The following is a 17,512-nucleotide window of genomic DNA, read 5'->3' as shown; positions in this document are numbered from 1 at the left end:
TAGTGGCTAATTTAGACTCAGCAGGATCAGTAGTGGGAGGAAATACTTCTCAGACGCTTATCAATGTTTTGGATAACGATACAAAAAACGGAACAAAATTAAATCCATCGGATGTAAAATTAACTCCTGGAACAGATCCAAAAGGATATTTGACAATTGATACTAACGGAAACGCAGTTTTAGGAGCCAACGCGCCAGCAGGAAATTACGAGTTAACGTATGAAATCTGCGAGCTTTTAAACCCAACAAACTGTGCTACAAATAAAATTGAAGTTACGGTAACAGCCCCTGCAATCCTTGCAGTAAAAGAAAACTTAGGTCCAATTAACGGAAGCACAGGGGGAAGCACAACTTCGCTTATTGCATCGGATACATTAAACGGAGTTCAGGCTGTAATTGGATCAAATCCGGGAGAAGTTACCCTAAGAGCAACTGCTCCAACAGGATTTACAGTGAATCCTACAGACGGAACTGTAAGGGTAAGTGCAGGAGTAAAAGCAGGAAGTTACGATGTAGAATACACCATCTGTGATAATAATAATCCTGCCACAAACTGTTCAACAGCAACATCAACAGTTGTTGTAACAGCAGCAGATTTAGTGGCTAATTTAGACTCAGCAGGATCAGTAGTGGGAGGAAATACTTCTCAGACGCTTATCAATGTTTTGGATAACGATACAAAAAACGGAACAAAATTAAATCCATCGGATGTAAAATTAACTCCGGGCACAGATCCAAAAGGATATTTGACAATTGATACTAACGGAAACGCAGTTCTAGGAGCCAACGCGCCAGCAGGAAATTACGAGTTAACGTATGAAATCTGCGAGCTTTTAAACCCAACAAACTGTGCTACAAATAAAATTGAAGTTACGGTAAAACCAGGAGCTTTACAAGCAAATAACGATAATGCAGGAACTGTAGATACTAGTAAAGGGCAAAGTTCAACAACAAGTATATTTGATAATGATACGTTAAACGGATCGAAGGTTAATCCTTCAGATGTTGTTTTAACGACTCTTGTTCCAAATCCTAATTTGATTTTAAAAGCAAATGGTATTATCGAAATAAAACCGGGAACACCAACAGGAACTTATGAATTAACATATCAAATTTGTGAAGCTTTAAACCCAACGACTAATTGCAGCCAGGCAATTGCGAAAATTTCAGTAGTGAATAATCCGCCAATAACTCCATTAATACAGATCATTGCTAATAATGATGGCATAGTAAATGTTGACGGAATAAATGGTGCTCTTGAGTTTATCAATGTTTTAGATAATGATTTAGTAAAAGGATTGCCGGTTAATCCTCTTGAGATTGTGCTTTCAAATACACCAAGTCCGTATTTTGAATTCAATTCAGACGGAACTGTAAATGTGAAACCAAATACACCTGGAGGAAGTTATTCATTAACATATCAGGTTTGTGAAAAATCGAATCCAAACAATTGCGCTTCGGCAACACTAAGCGTTTTTGTGGAAGTTCCTTCTATTGCAATCATAAAAACAGCAGTATTTAATGATGAAAACGGTAGCGGATTTGCTAATGCAGGAGAAACGATTACTTATAAATTTAAAGTAACCAATACCGGTAATGTTCCATTAACGGGCGTTATGATCGCAGATCCATTACCGGGTGTAGTAGTTTCAGGACAAGCCATTAATTTAAATGTAAACGAATCCGACCAACATAATTTTACTGCTATTTACAAAATTACACAAAGCGATATCAACAAAGGAAGTGTAAGTAATCAGGCGAGTGTTCAGGCGCGAAGTGCAAAAGGAGTTGTTGTGGATGACTTATCAGATGATGAAAACGAAACGGGAGACAAACCTACAGTGTTAGGGCTAAATGGTTGCGCAATAAAAGTCTTCAATGCATTCTCTCCAAACGGAGATGATATCAATAGCAGATTTTATATCCGCGGTTTAGAATGTTATCCTGACAATACAGTAGAAATTTATAATCGTTGGGGAGTTTTAGTTTACGATATTGATAATTACAACAACGACGACCGTGCTTTTAAAGGTTTCTCTGAAGGACGTACAACCGTAAAACAATCTGAAGGATTGCCAGTAGGAACCTATTTCTATATTCTAAAATACAAAGACAGCGGCTCAAATCCGCATGAACTTTCAGGTTATTTATATATCAACAAGTAAAAAAATATAAGCGGGCTGATGGTTAGTCAGGTCGTTTTTTTAAAGCCTTATTAAATGAAAAAGATAGTTTTAATTTTCATGTTTTTCACGGTTGTGTGTTCGGCGCAGCAAGATTCTCAGTATACACAATATATGTACAATACCATTGCGATAAATCCTGCATATGCAGGTTCTCGAGGGGCTTTAAGTGTTTTTGGATTGTATCGTACACAATGGGTTGGGCTTGATGGCGCGCCTGAAACCAGTACTTTCTCGATAAATACGCCTTTAAGTAACAGCAATTTAGGATTAGGAGTTTCTTTAGTAAATGATAAAATTGGTCCAACGAACGAAAACACGTTATCAGCAGATTTGTCTTATACAGTTCCAACATCTGAAACCTATAAACTTTCCTTTGGTATAAAAGCCACAGCGAATCTTTTTAATTTAGATATGAATAAATTAGATCCTGAAACTAAGGGTGATCTGCAATTTCAAAATTTAGATAATAAAATTACCCCCAATATAGGAGCAGGTATTTATTGGCATTCAGATAAAGCATATGTAGGATTGTCCGTGCCTAATTTTATCGAAACCAAAAGATACGATGATGATGACACCGCAATTTTCAAAGATAAAATAAACTACTACTTCATGGCAGGTTATGTCTTTAATTTAGATCATTTAGAGTACATAAAATTTAAGCCGGCGTTATTAACAAAAATGGTTCAGGGAGCTCCTTTGCAGGTTGATGTTTCGGGTAACTTTATGTTCAATGATAAATTTGTAATAGGTCTTGCATACCGTTGGAGCGCATCATTAAGTGCAATGGCAGGTTTTCAGGTAACAGACGGTTTATACATAGGATACGGATACGATCATGAAACAACCAATTTAAGAAGATATAATTCAGGATCACATGAAATTTTCCTTCGTTTTGAGTTTTTTAATAATTATAATAAGATGATATCTCCAAGATTCTTCTAATTAAATACCTAACTATGAGAATTAAAAGTCTAAACCTGAGCGTTTTATTTTTATGTTTTTTCTTCAAAATAAATGCGCAAGCACCCGTACCAACTTCCGAAGAAATAAAGTACTCCGCAGATAAAAACTACGAAGACTATGCTTATGTCGATGCCATAAAAGGTTATGAAGAACTTATTTATAAAGGTACGACAGATGAAAAAATATTAAGACGATTAGGAAATTCATATTATTTTATTGGTGAACTAAGGGACGCTTTAAAGTGGTATGACCAATTGTTTAAAGTAAACAAAGTTCAGGAACCGGAATATTTATACAGATATGCCCAATGTTTTAAGTCCGTTGGAAACTATCATAGAGCAGATGAAGTTTTAGCAAAATTTAATGAAAAAGCAACTTCAGAAAAAAGAGCAGATTTAATTAGAAACGATAAAAATTATTTAGAAGATATAAAATTTAATTCCGGGCGATTTGATATTGCTGATGCCGGAATGAATTCTTCTTATTCTGATTATGGAAGTGCTGTTTATGATAATAAACTCGTTTTTACTTCGGCTCGGGATACGGGAGGGGTTGCTAAAAATAATTTCAAATGGACAAATAAATCATTTTCTAAATTATATATGGTAGAATTAATGCCGGACGGAAATGTAAGTGAACCAAAAAAATTTAGAAGCAAAGAAAATGGAAAGTATAATGAGTCGACCCCCATTTTTACAAAAGATGGTAGAACCATGTATTTTACCCGAAATAATTTTACAGACGGAAAAAGAGGAGCGAACGACAAACAGGTAACACTGCTAAAATTATACAGCTCAGAATTAATAGATGGTAAGTGGAAAAATATAAAAGAACTTCCTTTTAATAGTGATCAATACAGCACTGCACATCCTACATTAAGTGTTGATGAAAAAACGTTATATTTTGCCTCAGATATGCCGGGAACATTAGGGCAATCTGATTTGTATAAAGTAAGTATTAATGGAGATGGAACTTATGGAACCCCCATAAATTTAGGTCCTTCCATCAATACAGAGGGAAGAGAAACATTCCCTTTTATTTCAGAAGAAAATGAACTTTATTTTGCGTCAGACGGACGTCCTGGTTTGGGCGGGCTTGATATTTTTGTTTCAAAAATTCAGGAAGATGAAACTTTTGATGAAGTTCAAAACGTTGGGGAACCCGTAAATAGTAAACAAGACGATTTTGCTTTTGTGATTAATAGTAAAAAAAGAAATGGATTTTTCTCTTCAAACAGAGTTACTGGTAATGGTTTAGATGATGTTTATCGATTTACTGAAACCAAAAGACTAATTTGCGAACAGGAGTTATCAGGTACTGTTACAGACTCAGAAACAAATGAAATTCTTTCCAATGTAACTTTAATTTTCTTTGATGAAACCAGACAAAATGCCCAGCAAGTTGCTACAGATGAAAAAGGAAACTACACTTTTTCGAAGGTAAAATGTGGAAAAAAATATTTTATAAAGACATCAAAAACTGATTATGAAATAAAAGAAATTCCATTGTCAATTAAAAAAGAAAATGGAAAAACAATTTTGCCTATTTCGTTAGAAAAGAAAGCGATTCCGTTAGTAGCAAAAACGATAATGATTAAAACAGTATCTGTTAAATCTGTAAAAATGAAACCTATTGCAGTTGGCACAGATTTGGCGAAAATACTTAATATCCCTATGAACTTTTTTGATTTAGGTAAAGCTACAATCAGAAAAACGTCAGAACCTCAATTGCAGAAAATTGTTGATGTACTAAAGCAATACCCAACATTAACGCTTGATATTCGTTCGCATACAGATAGTCGACAATCAGATTCTAGTAATATGATTTTATCAGAAAAAAGAGCCCAATCGACTAAAAACTGGTTAATTAGTAAAGGAATTGATGGTGCTAGATTATCAGCAAAAGGATTTGGAGAAACACAATTAGTTAATAAATGTGCCGATGGAGTAAAATGTACAGAACAGCAGCATCAACAAAACAGACGAAGCGAATTTATTATTACTAATTTGTAAAAAAAATAAAACTTTAAAAAGTCCCTTTTCTCTTTAGAAAAGGGACTTTTTATTTGAAACCAACTGGACTTTAGTCCAGTTTAAAAAACAGCATTTAGATTTTATTTAATGTTTACAAAATAATTATAATAAAGACAAATCGTTCTGACGAAAATTAAGCAAAATAGATTCTTATGAAAACGATTACCGAGCCCCGATAGATAGTGGAAATCCTTTTGTGGCGTCCCGATAGCTATCGGGAGCCACAAAAGATTGAAACGTATTGCTTCGCCAGTTCGCACTTTCAGGCTCGTGTGCGGGATAAGCTCCTGATTAAAATTATTCATTCAGATATCCGAGCGTTATATTTTTTTTCAACCAATCCATAACTCCTAGTGGAGTTTCGCGAAATACCCCATTAGGATAAATCGTCGGTAGCCAATGAATGGGGGCGAAATGTGATTTGTCTTGTTGGGACAATTGGAGGCAAATAAAATCCCTTTTTTATTTAGAATAAATCTATAATCTCCAATAAACCTGCATTTTTCGCAAAAAAGTATTAAAATTCATTCATTTTTTTAAGGTAAAATTTCTTTAATTTGAAATTTAACTTATTATGTTTAAAATGAATTGGTTAGGTTTTAAAAAATCGATTTCGTTGTTGTGTGTGTTCATTTTTTTCTAACTTTATAGATCTAAAATTTTTCAGATATGACTGTAAATCAAATACTAAACGCAAAAGGAAAAAATGTTTATTCGGTTCTTTCATCAACAACGGTTTATGAAGCCTTAAAAGTGATGGGAGAGAAAAACATAGGTGCCATCCTTGTTATCGATGACACCGATTTAAAAGGAATATTGTCTGAAAGGGATTATGCTCGAAAAATTGTTTTGAAAGACAAGTCATCAAAAGAGACTTTTGTTCATGAAATTATGGAGAGCAACGTTTTTTCGGTAAAACTTTCAGATAATTTAGAAAATTGTATGGAATTAATGAGCACTAAAAGAATCAGACATTTACCAGTTTTGGAAGATGGGATTGTAGTAGGAATAATTTCTATTAGCGACGTTGTGAAAGCAATTATTGAAATTCAAAAAGATACCATAAATCACTTAAACTCTTATATTTCTCAGTAGAAGAAATTCAAAAAACAAGCTTTATCAAATAGTCCAAACAATAGTGGACTATTTTTTTGGTGTCTCTAAATGTTATTTTAAGAAAAGAAAACTTTAAAAATACGCCATTTTAAACCAAGACTTATATCTTTGTAAGCTAGAATAAAAGCTAAAATAAATGAACAAAGAGAGTAAAAGAAGAGAAGCGTTACTGTATCACTCAGAACCAACTCCAGGAAAAATTCAGGTAGTTCCAACAAAAAAATACGCAACCCAAAGAGACTTGTCTTTGGCTTATTCGCCAGGAGTTGCAGAACCATGTTTAGAAATTGCAGCAAACGTAGACGACGTTTACAAATATACAGCAAAAGGAAATTTAGTTGCCGTTATCTCAAACGGTACAGCTGTTTTAGGACTTGGGGATATTGGTCCGGAAGCTTCTAAACCAGTAATGGAAGGAAAAGGATTATTGTTTAAAATATTTTCTGATATTGACGTTTTTGATATTGAAATCGGAACAAAGGATATTGAAGAATTTATTCAGACAGTAAAAAATATTGCTCCAACTTTTGGAGGAATTAATCTTGAAGATATCAAAGCGCCGGAATCTTTCGAAATTGAAAGAAGACTGGTCGAAGAATTGGATATTCCTGTAATGCATGATGATCAGCATGGTACGGCAATTATCTCTTCGGCAGCTTTGATCAATGCACTTGAATTAGCAGGCAAAAAAGCCGAAGATGTAAAAGTAGTAGTTTCTGGCGCAGGTTCGGCTGCAATAGCTTGTACTGATTTATATGTTTTATTAGGCGTGAAAGTTGAAAACATTAAAATGTTTAATAGTAAAGGACTTTTAACAAAAGACAACCCTTCACTATCAGAATTACAATTAAAATATGCTGTAAACGGTCCTAAGATTGAGTTGGCAGAAGCTATAAAAGGAGCAGACGTTTTCATCGGATTATCTTCTGGAGATATTCTGACGCCTGAAATGTTATTGTCGATGAAAGACAATCCGATTGTTTTTGCAATGGCAAATCCAAATCCTGAAATCGATTATAATTTAGCTACAGAAACTCGTAAAGATGTTATTATGGCTACAGGACGTTCAGACTTTCCTAATCAGGTAAATAACGTTTTAGGTTTTCCATATATCTTTAGAGGAGCGCTGGACGTAAGAGCTACGAAAATTAACGAAGCCATGAAAATGGCCGCTGTAAAAGCATTAGCAATATTAGCAAAAGAACCAGTTCCTGAGCAGGTAAATGTGGCATATGGCGCAACAAAACTAGGTTTTGGTAGAGATTACATTATTCCTAAACCATTTGATCCAAGATTGATTACTATCGTAGCACCTGCTGTTGCAAAAGCAGCTATGGAATCTGGAGTGGCGAAAAACCCTATTACAGACTGGGCAGCTTATGAAGATGTGCTTCGCGAACGTATGGGGAATGATAATAAAATGGTGCGTTTGATTACTAACCGTGCTAAAATGGATCCTAAGCGAATCGTTTTTGCTGAAGCAGATCAATTAAACGTATTAAAAGCAGCTCAGATTGTTCACGAGGACGGAATTGGTTTTCCAATTTTATTAGGAAATAAAGAAGTGATCTTAGAGCTTAAAGCGGAGTTAGGTTTTGATGCCGAATTAGAGATCATTGATCCTAAAACAAACGAAGAAGAAGCAAGAAGAAACAGATTTGCAACTTCATACTGGGAAACAAGAGAAAGAAGAGGAGTTTCATTACTTGATTCTCAAAAATTCATGCGCGAAAGAAACTATTTTGCAGCAATGATGGTAAATGAAGGAGAAGCAGATGCTTTGGTAACAGGTCATACAAGAAGTTATCCAAGTGTTGTAAAACCAATGTTACAATTAATTGATAAAGCACACGGAGCTTCTCTGGTTGCAACTGCCAATATGATGCTGACTTCTCGTGGACCAATGTTTTTATCAGATACAGCCATTAATATCAATCCATCAGCAGAGGATTTAATTAATATCGCTATTATGACCGCAAAAACAGCTAAAATGTTTGGAGTTGAGCCTGTTATTGCAATGGTTTCATTCTCAAACTTTGGTTCTTCTACGAGTCAGAGTGCTTCAAAAGTTAGAGAAGCAGTAGCATATTTACATAAAAACCATCCTGATTTGATCGTTGATGGAGAAATTCAGGCAGATTTTGCTTTAAACCAGGAAATGCTTGCAGAGAAATTCCCTTTTTCTAAATTAGCAGGTAAAAAAGTAAATACCCTGATTTTCCCTAACTTAGAATCGGCTAATATTACCTATAAATTGCTAAAAGAGTTGTACAAAGTAAACTCAATTGGACCAATTATGATGGGAATGGGCAAACCGGTTCACATTTTCCAATTAGGAGCAAGTGTAGAAGAAATGGTGAATATGGCAGCAATTGCGGTTATTGACGCTCAGGAAAAAGAAAATAAAAAAAATAAATTAGCGAAATAGTATAAATAATAAGGATCGAATAATATTGTCGTATTTTTATTATATTTGACCCTAAGAAATTATACTATGATAGCACATTTACAGGGAAAGTTAGTAGAGAAAAATCCTACCGAAGTCGTAATCGATTGTGGAGGTGTTGGTTATCAGGTAAATATATCCTTACATACCTTTTCATTAATTCCTAATGTAGAAAATATAAAACTGTATACGCATCTTCAAATCAAAGAAGATGCGCATACTTTATTTGGTTTTGTAGAGAAATCAGAAAGAGAAATATTCAGAATGTTATTGTCTGTTTCGGGAATTGGAGCCAATATTGCAAGAACAATGTTATCTTCAATTGAGCCAAGGCAAATTATTAACGCAATTGCCTCTGGAGATGTGGGTACAATACAGTCAATAAAAGGTATTGGAAACAAAACAGCCCAAAGAGTTATCCTTGATTTAAAGGAGAAAGTGTTAAAGTTGTACGATTTAGATGAAGTTTCGGTAGTTCAAAACAATACAAATCGAGATGAAGCGTTATCTGCTTTGGAAGTTTTAGGTTTTGTTAGAAAAACTTCCGAAAAAGTAGTGGAGAAAATTGTAAAAGAAGATCCGGAAGCTACTGTAGAAACAATCATTAAGAAAGCGTTAAAAAGCCTTTAAATTCAATTTATATAAACGAATTGTATGCGTAAAATTTGTATTTTTTTACTGTTTTTGTCTTGCGGTAATGTTTTGCGTGCGCAAGTAAATCCAGCGGTTAAAGATACAACTAAAACTCAATACTCTGTTGGAAAAGTAGAACTGCAAGATCCACCAAGCGTAATTTCTGCCTATAAGTACGATCCCATTACAGATCGTTATATTTATACCAACTCAGTTGATGGTTTCTCAATTAATTATCCTATAATATTAACTCCTAAAGAATACGAAGACTTAGTTCTTAAAGAATCCAGGAGAGATTATTTCAGAAAAAAAGCAGATGCAATTGATGGTAAAAAAGCCGGAAGTGACGCTGCCAAAAAAGATTTATTACCCCGATATTATATCAATTCCAGTCTTTTCGAAAGTGTCTTTGGTAGCAATACAATCGATGTAAAGCCAACAGGATCAGTAGAAATGGACCTTGGGGTTCGGTATACCAAGCAAGATAATCCTTCTTTTTCTCCAAGAAACAGATCAAGCCTTACTTTCGATTTTGATCAGAGAATAAGCATGAGCTTAATGGGGAAGGTAGGAACCAGACTAGAGGTAAATGCCAACTACGATACGCAGTCTACATTTGCTTTTCAAAACCTTTTCAAACTGGCCTACACGCCTGATGAAGATGATATTATTCAAAAAGTAGAAGTTGGTAACGTTAGTATGCCACTAAATAGTACACTGATTCGTGGTGCTCAAAGTTTATTTGGGGTTAAGGCTCAGCTGCAATTTGGTAAGACAACCGTAACAGGTGTTTTCTCAGAACAGAAGTCACAAACAAAGAATATAGTTGCAGAAGGTGGCGGAACAGTGCAAAACTTTGATTTATATGCTTTAGATTACGATAATGACAGACACTTTTTCTTATCGCAATATTTTAGAAACAAATACGACGCTTCTTTAGTTAAATATCCATTCATAGACAGCCGTGTTCAGATTACAAGAATAGAGGTTTGGGTGACCAATAAACAAAACAGAGTAAGCACCAACAATAATAACCTTAGAAATATTATAGCACTTCAGGATTTAGGTGAAGGGCAAATGACGGGTATTCCTGATAACGAAATTGTGGTAATAAATCCTACGACAGGTTTTTTTAATAATCCTATAGATTCACCCACAGATAACAAGAATAATAAATACGATCCGGCTACAATTGGTCAGCCAGGAGCTTTTTTAAATTCGAATATTAGAGAAATTGTAACGGCGAAATCCGGATTTAACAACCCTAATACGAGTGAAGCCACAGATTATTCTGTACTTGAAAATGCCAGAAAATTAACAACAAACGAATTTACTTTTAATGCGCAATTAGGATATATCTCCTTACAACAGCGTCTTGCAAATGATGAGATTCTGGCCGTAGCGTTTGAGTATACGATAGGAGGTAAAGTGTATCAGGTTGGAGAATTTGGTAGTGATGGAGTTGACGGAACTGTAGTAACAGGAAACAACAATGCCAATCAGGCTATTATTACACAAAGTTTGGTTTTGAAAATGCTGAAAAGTAATTTGACAAATGTTCAAAATCCGGTTTGGAACCTGATGATGAAAAACGTGTATCAAATTCCTCAGGCTTACCAAATCAAACAAGATGATTTTAGATTAAACATACTTTATACAGATCCTTCCCCAATAAACTATATAACACCTGTTCAGGGAAGTTCTTTTCCATCAAACCCAACAGCAGATAACAAAGTCGATCAGACACCATTATTGAATGTGTTTAACTTAGATCGATTAAATTATAATAACGATCCGCAAACCGGAGGAGATGGTTTCTTCGATTATATACCAGGTGTAACAGTAGATGTACAAAACGGACGAATTATTTTTACCACCAAAGAGCCGTTTGGAGAACTTATCTTTAAAAAATTACAAAATACAGGTTCAGGAGAATCTTATAATGATCCTACCACATACAATGTCAATCAACAGAAATACGTGTTTAGAAACATGTATAAAAACACACAGTCCGGAGCTTTACAAGACAGTGATAAAAATAAATTCCTTTTAAGGGGAAAATACAAATCATCAGGAAGTAATGGTATTCCAATTGGGGCATTTAACGTTCCTCAGGGTTCTGTTGTGGTAATGGCTGCCGGACGAAGATTGGTAGAAGGTATCGATTACAGTGTCGATTATCAATTAGGCCGCGTTCAGATATTAGATCCGTCGCTTCAGGCTTCCAATACACCTATTGAAGTTTCGTTAGAGAACAATTCGATTTTCGGACAACAAACCCGAAGATTTATGGGATTCAATATTGAACATAAAATTTCTGAGAATTTTGTTATTGGAGGGACCTTTTTAAAAATGACAGAAAAACCATTTACTCAAAAATCGAGTTATGGTCAGGAATCTGTAAACAATACTATTTTTGGATTTAATGGAAATTATTCAACCGAAGTTCCTTTTTTAACCCGATTAGTAAACAAACTACCAAACATTGATACTGACGTGCCTTCGAATCTTTCTATACGAGGAGAAGTAGCTTTTTTAAGACCTGATGCACCAAAAGCAAGTGATTTTGAAGGTGAAGCAACAATATATGTTGATGATTTTGAAGGTTCGCAATCTACCATTGATATGCGTTCTGCATATGCCTGGAGTTTAGCTTCGACACCATTTGTGAATTCTATAAACGACAATACCTTTAATGCAAGTTCAAACGCTTTAGATTACGGTTTTAAACGTGCAAAATTATCCTGGTACACCATTGATCCTATTTTTTATTCCTCAAAACCATCGGGTATTTCAAATGATGATTTATCATTAAATACAACAAGAAGGGTTTATAGTAAAGAATTGTATCCAAATACAGATATTGCTCAGGGGCAAATTCAGGTAATCAATACACTTGACTTAACCTATTATCCATCTGATAGAGGGCCTTATAATAATAATCCAAATTTTGCTACAAGCCCTGCAAGTTCAAATTTTGGAGGTATTATGCGAGCTTTAAATTCGACCAATTTTGAGCAGGGAAATGTCGAGTATATTCAGTTTTGGGTTTTAGATCCGTATGTTGGAAATGCAGAAGCACCAGCTAGTAATTCAGGTAAAATTTATTTTAACTTAGGTGAAATTTCTGAGGACGTATTAAAAGACGGAAGAAAACAGTATGAGAACGGATTAGGACCAGGTCAGATAATGGTAAATCCGAGACCACTTTGGGGAGATGTTCCGGCGTCACAATCCTTAATTTATGCGTTTGATACCAATGCTGAAAATCGTAGAAATCAGGATGTTGGTTTAGATGGATTGCCAAGCTCAAGAGAGGGGGAGGTTTATAATAATTATGCAGGAGAATCGGATCCGGCTGCTGATGATTATACGTATTACCTAAATACTGAAGGAGGCGTTCTTGATCGTTATAAAAATTATAATGGAACTGAGGGTAACTCGGCAGTAAGTATCGATGATCCAAACAGAGGATCGACTACCTTACCGGATGTTGAGGATATTAACCGTGACAATACCATGAGCACGATTAATGCTTATTACGAATATAGCATCGATTTGAAGCCTGGAATGCAAGTGGGACAAAATTATATTACAGATATCCGTGATGTAAGTAATATCGAATTACCAAACGGTTCCACTACAACAGCAAGATGGATTCAGTTTAAAATTCCCGTTGCTCAGCCTCAAAATACAATTGGTAATATTACAGATTTCAGGTCTGTTCGATTCATGCGTATGTTCATGACTGGTTTTAGCAGCCAGATGACCGTTCGTTTTGGAGCCTTAGATTTGGTAAGAGGAGAGTGGAGAAGGTATACAGGATCATTGGATGCCAATGACACAGATCCAACTAATGACGGTACTGAGTTTGATGTTTCGGCAGTTAATATTCAGGAAAACAGTACAAAATGTCCTGTAAATTATGTTGTTCCTCCGGGAGTTCAGAGAGAGCAGTTGTATAATAACAACACCATTATCAATCAAAACGAACAATCACTGGCATTGCGTATTGGCGGTGCAGGTTTACAATATCAGGATTCCAGAGCAGTTTTTAAAAATGTAAGTGTTGACATGCGTCAGTACAAAAAATTAAAAATGTTTTTACACGCTGAATCTTTGCCAAACGAAAATACTTTGGCAGATGATGAAATGATTGGTTTCATTCGTTTTGGAAATGACTTTACACAAAACTTTTATCAGGTCGAAATTCCGTTAAAAGTAACCAGAACCGGAGGCTCTTGTGCGATTAGCCCTGATCAGGTATGGCTTGAAGATAATAATATTGATTTAGCGCTTGAGTTGTTGACCAAAATGAAAATTAAGGCCATGACTATTGATATTAATTCAGGTAAAAGGGATATTAATGGAATTTATTATCCGGATAATGACCCGGATGTTGCAGGAGGAGATGGAGATGGTAAACTTACATTAGGTATAAAAGGAAATCCTAACTTTGGTCTGGTTCGAAATTTAATGGTGGGTGTAAAGAGCAAAACAGATCATAAAGGACTAAAAGGAGAAGTTTGGTTTAATGAGCTTCGTTTAGCTGACCTGGAGAATAAAGGCGGTATGGCTGCAATATTGAATATTGATACCAATATGGCCGACTTTGCGACAGTTTCTGCTACGGGTAAAAAGAGTACTATAGGTTTTGGATCTTTAGAACAAGGTGCAAACGAAAGAGATCGTGAAGATATCCAGCAATATAATATTGTTACCAATATCAATTTAGGTAAATTATTGCCACCAAAATGGGGAATAAACCTTCCTTTTAATTATGCTATCGGAGAAGAAGTAATTACACCTGAATATGATCCGTTTAATCAGGATATAAAACTGGATCAGTTATTGAGAGAAACTACTGATGCCGCAGAAAGAGAAAATATCAGAACCCGTGCGGTTGATTATACAAAACGAAGAAGCATCAATTTTATTGGAGTTAGAAAAGACAGGGCACCGGAACAAAAACCGCATGTTTATGATGTTGAGAATTTTACTTTCTCGCAATCATACAATCAGGTAGAGCGTCATGACTACGAAGTAGAAAGTTATCTTGATGAGCAATCGAACACAGCTGTAAACTATGCTTATACTTTTCAGCCTAAAGAAGTAGTACCGTTCAAGCAAACTAAATTCATGAAAAAAAGCGAGTATTGGAAACTGCTAAGTGATTTTAATTTTAATTACCTGCCTTCTAATATTACTTTTAATACCAATATTTTAAGACAAAGTAACCGTCAGCAGTTTAGAGAAGTCGAGGTGCAGGGAATTGGTCTTGATCCGTTGTACAGAAGAAATTTTGCATTTAATTATCAATATGGTTTTGGTTATAATTTGACAAAATCATTAAAAATAAATTATACCGCTGCATCAAATAATATAGTAAGAAACTTTTTGAATGATGATAATACCCCAAAAGAAGATTTTAATATTTGGGACGATTATCTGGATATTGGAACTCCAAACCAACACTTACAACAATTAGTGCTGAATTATGAAATTCCTATTAATAAAATTCCGGTTTTTAGTTTTGTAAAAGCATCTTATTCTTATACAGCTGACTATAACTGGCAGCGTTCTTCGACTGCTTTTTCTGAATATGAAGAGCAAAATCCGGATGGATCATTCTCTACTTATAATTTAGGAAATACAATTCAAAATGCGAATTCAAATACGCTTACGACAACTTTAAGCATGAATACGTTGTACAAATATTTGGGTTTAACACCGGGATCGAAATCAGCTGCAAAACCTAAACCAATAGCGCCGCCAAAACCAGGAGAGAAAATTGTAAATACAGCAAAACCTGTAACAAGCAGCAGTCCGTTTTATGATGGTATGATTGGTATTTTGACAAGTATAAAAAATATACAGGTTAACTATACTAAAAATAGCGGAACAGTTTTACCAGGTTATACACCAGGTGTAGGTTTCTTTGGTACATCAAGACCAACTTTAGGATTTATTTTCGGAAGTCAGGATGATGTGCGTTATGAAGCTGCTAAAAGAGGCTGGCTGACCGATTATCAGGATTTCAATCAAAGTTTTACACAAGTAACCAATAAGCTTTTAAAAGTTACGGCGAATATTGATTTACTGCCGGATCTTAAAATAGATTTGGCTATGGATCGTGCTTATTCTGAAAATACATCTGAGCAGTATAGTGTTGTAAATGGAAATTACACACCATTATCACCGTATACATATGGTATGTTCTCGATTTCGACTGTATTAATTAAAACAGCATTCTCTACAAGTAATGCAACTGAATCTTCAGCATTTGATGATTTTAGAGACAATCGTTTAATTATTGCGAACCGTTTGGCAGAAGAACGCTATGGTTCCGGGACAGCCATCCCGAGATACGGAGATGTAAATAATCCTGTTCCGGCAGAAACAGATGCGAATTATAAAATATATATGGCCAACCTGGGCTATCCAATAGGATATACAAAAAGTAATCAGGCGGTTTTGTTGCCGGCATTTTTAGCCGCTTATTCAGGAGGAGACGCTTCAAGTAGTTCAACCAGTATTTTTAAAAATTTCCCTATCCCAAACTGGAGTATCAAGTATAATGGTTTGATGCGTTATAAATATTTTAAAGATAAGTTTAAGCGTTTTTCATTGCAGCACAATTACCGTGCATCGTATACGATCAACCAGTTCAGGTCTAATTTTGATTATACCGAAAAACCGGGCGGGCAAGATGTGAATACCAATTTCTTTAATAAAACCATCATGTCAAATGTCAATTTGGTCGAGCAGTTTAGTCCGCTTATCCGGGTAGATTTTGAGCTGAAAAGTTCTTTAAGGATACTTACCGAAATCAAAAAAGACAGAGCTTTATCAATGAGTTTTGATAATAATTTATTGACTGAAGTAAAAGGTATGGAGTATATAGTAGGTATGGGATATCGTTTTAAAGATGTTATTTTCTCATCAAGACTGGCTGATAGTCCAACCGGAATTATCAAAAGTGACATCAATATCAAAGCTGATTTTTCTCTTAGAAAAAATGAAACCTTGGTACGTTATTTAGATTATGATAACAATCAATTAGCGGCAGGACAGAATATATGGGCATTAAAACTTACTGCAGATTATTCGTTTAGTAAAAACCTAACCGCCATATTCTATTACGATCACTCGTTCTCAAAAGCAGTAATTTCGACATCATTTCCTTTAACGAACATTAGATCAGGGTTTACACTTCGATATAATTTCGGAAATTAATTTTTTTAGTTTCTAAACAGGATTTCATTAGAAGATTATTACATTTGTGGCTTAATTATTAAATTATCAATTTTCAAACATAGTATTATGAGCATACCAGCAAATTTAAAGTACACAAAAGATCACGAATGGGTTAGCATCGAAGGAGATGTTGCAACTGTAGGAATTACTCATTTTGCACAAAAAGAGTTAGGAGATATCGTGTATGTTGAAGTAGAAACTTTAGATCAGACACTTGATAAAGATGAGGTTTTTGGAACAGTTGAAGCTGTAAAAACAGTATCTGATTTATTTTTACCTTTAACAGGAGAAATTATTGCTTTTAATGACAGCCTGGAGAGCGCACCTGAAACGGTAAACTCTGATCCTTACGGAGCTGGATGGATGATCAAGATAAAAATTGCTGATGCATCAGAAATAGATTCATTATTATCTGACGAAGCTTATAAACAACTTATAGGTGCCTAAACAATTCCTGTTACTCTGGGCAATAATATGTTCTGGTGTTATTACTTATTTTTGTTTAACGGATTCAAGTAATATTCCTGCTGTAAATTTCCCGAGTATAGATAAAATTGTACATTTTTGTTTTCATTTTGGATTTACAATCTCATGGATTTTGTTCTTCAAAAAAGAACTTAAAGGGAAAGCTCCTGATGATTATAAGGCCTATTTGATTTCGTTTATATTTTCTGTTTTTTTTGGAATTACAATCGAAATCCTGCAAGGTGTTTTTACATTCACAAGAGCGTCTGACGTAACTGATGTTTTAGCCAATGCACTTGGAGCTGTGGTTGGGGTTTTTACTGCAATAGCTTTTAAAAAGCAAATCGATAAAATATAAGAATATAATTACCCACTTCGGTGGGTTTTTTGTTTTCAAAAAATCAAGCTTT

Annotated in this window: 9 protein-coding genes; all 9 read left to right on the top strand. The window is 34.9% G+C overall.

Annotated features, from left to right (window positions below; translation table 11 throughout):
• Positions 1 to 2,165 (top strand): gliding motility-associated C-terminal domain-containing protein (locus tag GIY83_RS16610; protein WP_208682552.1); only part of this gene is annotated, 2,165 nt, incomplete at its 5' end.
• A gap of 54 nt (positions 2,166 to 2,219) precedes the next feature.
• On the top strand, positions 2,220 to 3,131 hold the full coding sequence (locus tag GIY83_RS16605) for a type IX secretion system membrane protein PorP/SprF (RefSeq protein WP_194618034.1): 912 nt from the start codon (positions 2,220 to 2,222) through the stop codon (positions 3,129 to 3,131).
• 14 nt (positions 3,132 to 3,145) lie between these two features.
• Positions 3,146 to 5,164, top strand: coding sequence for an OmpA family protein (locus GIY83_RS16600; RefSeq protein WP_208682550.1), 2,019 nt, complete (start codon positions 3,146 to 3,148; stop codon positions 5,162 to 5,164).
• Positions 5,165 to 5,854: 690 nt separating this feature from the next.
• A complete protein-coding gene (locus GIY83_RS16595; protein WP_194618036.1) occupies positions 5,855 to 6,280 on the top strand; it encodes a CBS domain-containing protein in 426 nt (141 codons plus the stop codon).
• Between the two features lie 157 nt (positions 6,281 to 6,437).
• On the top strand, positions 6,438 to 8,729 hold the full coding sequence (locus GIY83_RS16590) for an NADP-dependent malic enzyme (RefSeq protein ID WP_194618037.1): 2,292 nt from the start codon (positions 6,438 to 6,440) through the stop codon (positions 8,727 to 8,729).
• A 66-nt stretch (positions 8,730 to 8,795) separates the two neighbouring features.
• Positions 8,796 to 9,377: a Holliday junction branch migration protein RuvA gene (ruvA, locus tag GIY83_RS16585; RefSeq protein ID WP_194618038.1), complete on the top strand. Its 582-nt coding sequence runs from the start codon at positions 8,796 to 8,798 to the stop codon at positions 9,375 to 9,377.
• 24 nt (positions 9,378 to 9,401) lie between these two features.
• Positions 9,402 to 16,616 (top strand): cell surface protein SprA, encoded by a 7,215-nt coding sequence (gene sprA, locus GIY83_RS16580; protein WP_194618039.1) that lies wholly within the window; start codon positions 9,402 to 9,404, stop codon positions 16,614 to 16,616.
• An 87-nt stretch (positions 16,617 to 16,703) separates the two neighbouring features.
• Positions 16,704 to 17,084: a glycine cleavage system protein GcvH gene (gene gcvH / locus GIY83_RS16575; RefSeq protein ID WP_056188370.1), complete on the top strand. Its 381-nt coding sequence runs from the start codon at positions 16,704 to 16,706 to the stop codon at positions 17,082 to 17,084.
• Positions 17,077 to 17,460: a VanZ family protein gene (locus GIY83_RS16570; RefSeq protein WP_208682548.1), complete on the top strand. Its 384-nt coding sequence runs from the start codon at positions 17,077 to 17,079 to the stop codon at positions 17,458 to 17,460. The genes gcvH and GIY83_RS16570 overlap by 8 nt, the downstream gene beginning before the upstream one ends.
• The last annotated feature ends 52 nt before the right edge of the window (positions 17,461 to 17,512 follow it).

This window comes from Flavobacterium sp. SLB02, assembly GCF_009664855.1.
Lineage (GTDB): Bacteria > Bacteroidota > Bacteroidia > Flavobacteriales > Flavobacteriaceae > Flavobacterium.
Note: the sequence above shows the minus strand (reverse complement) of the source record. Positions and strands in the feature narration are given on the sequence as shown.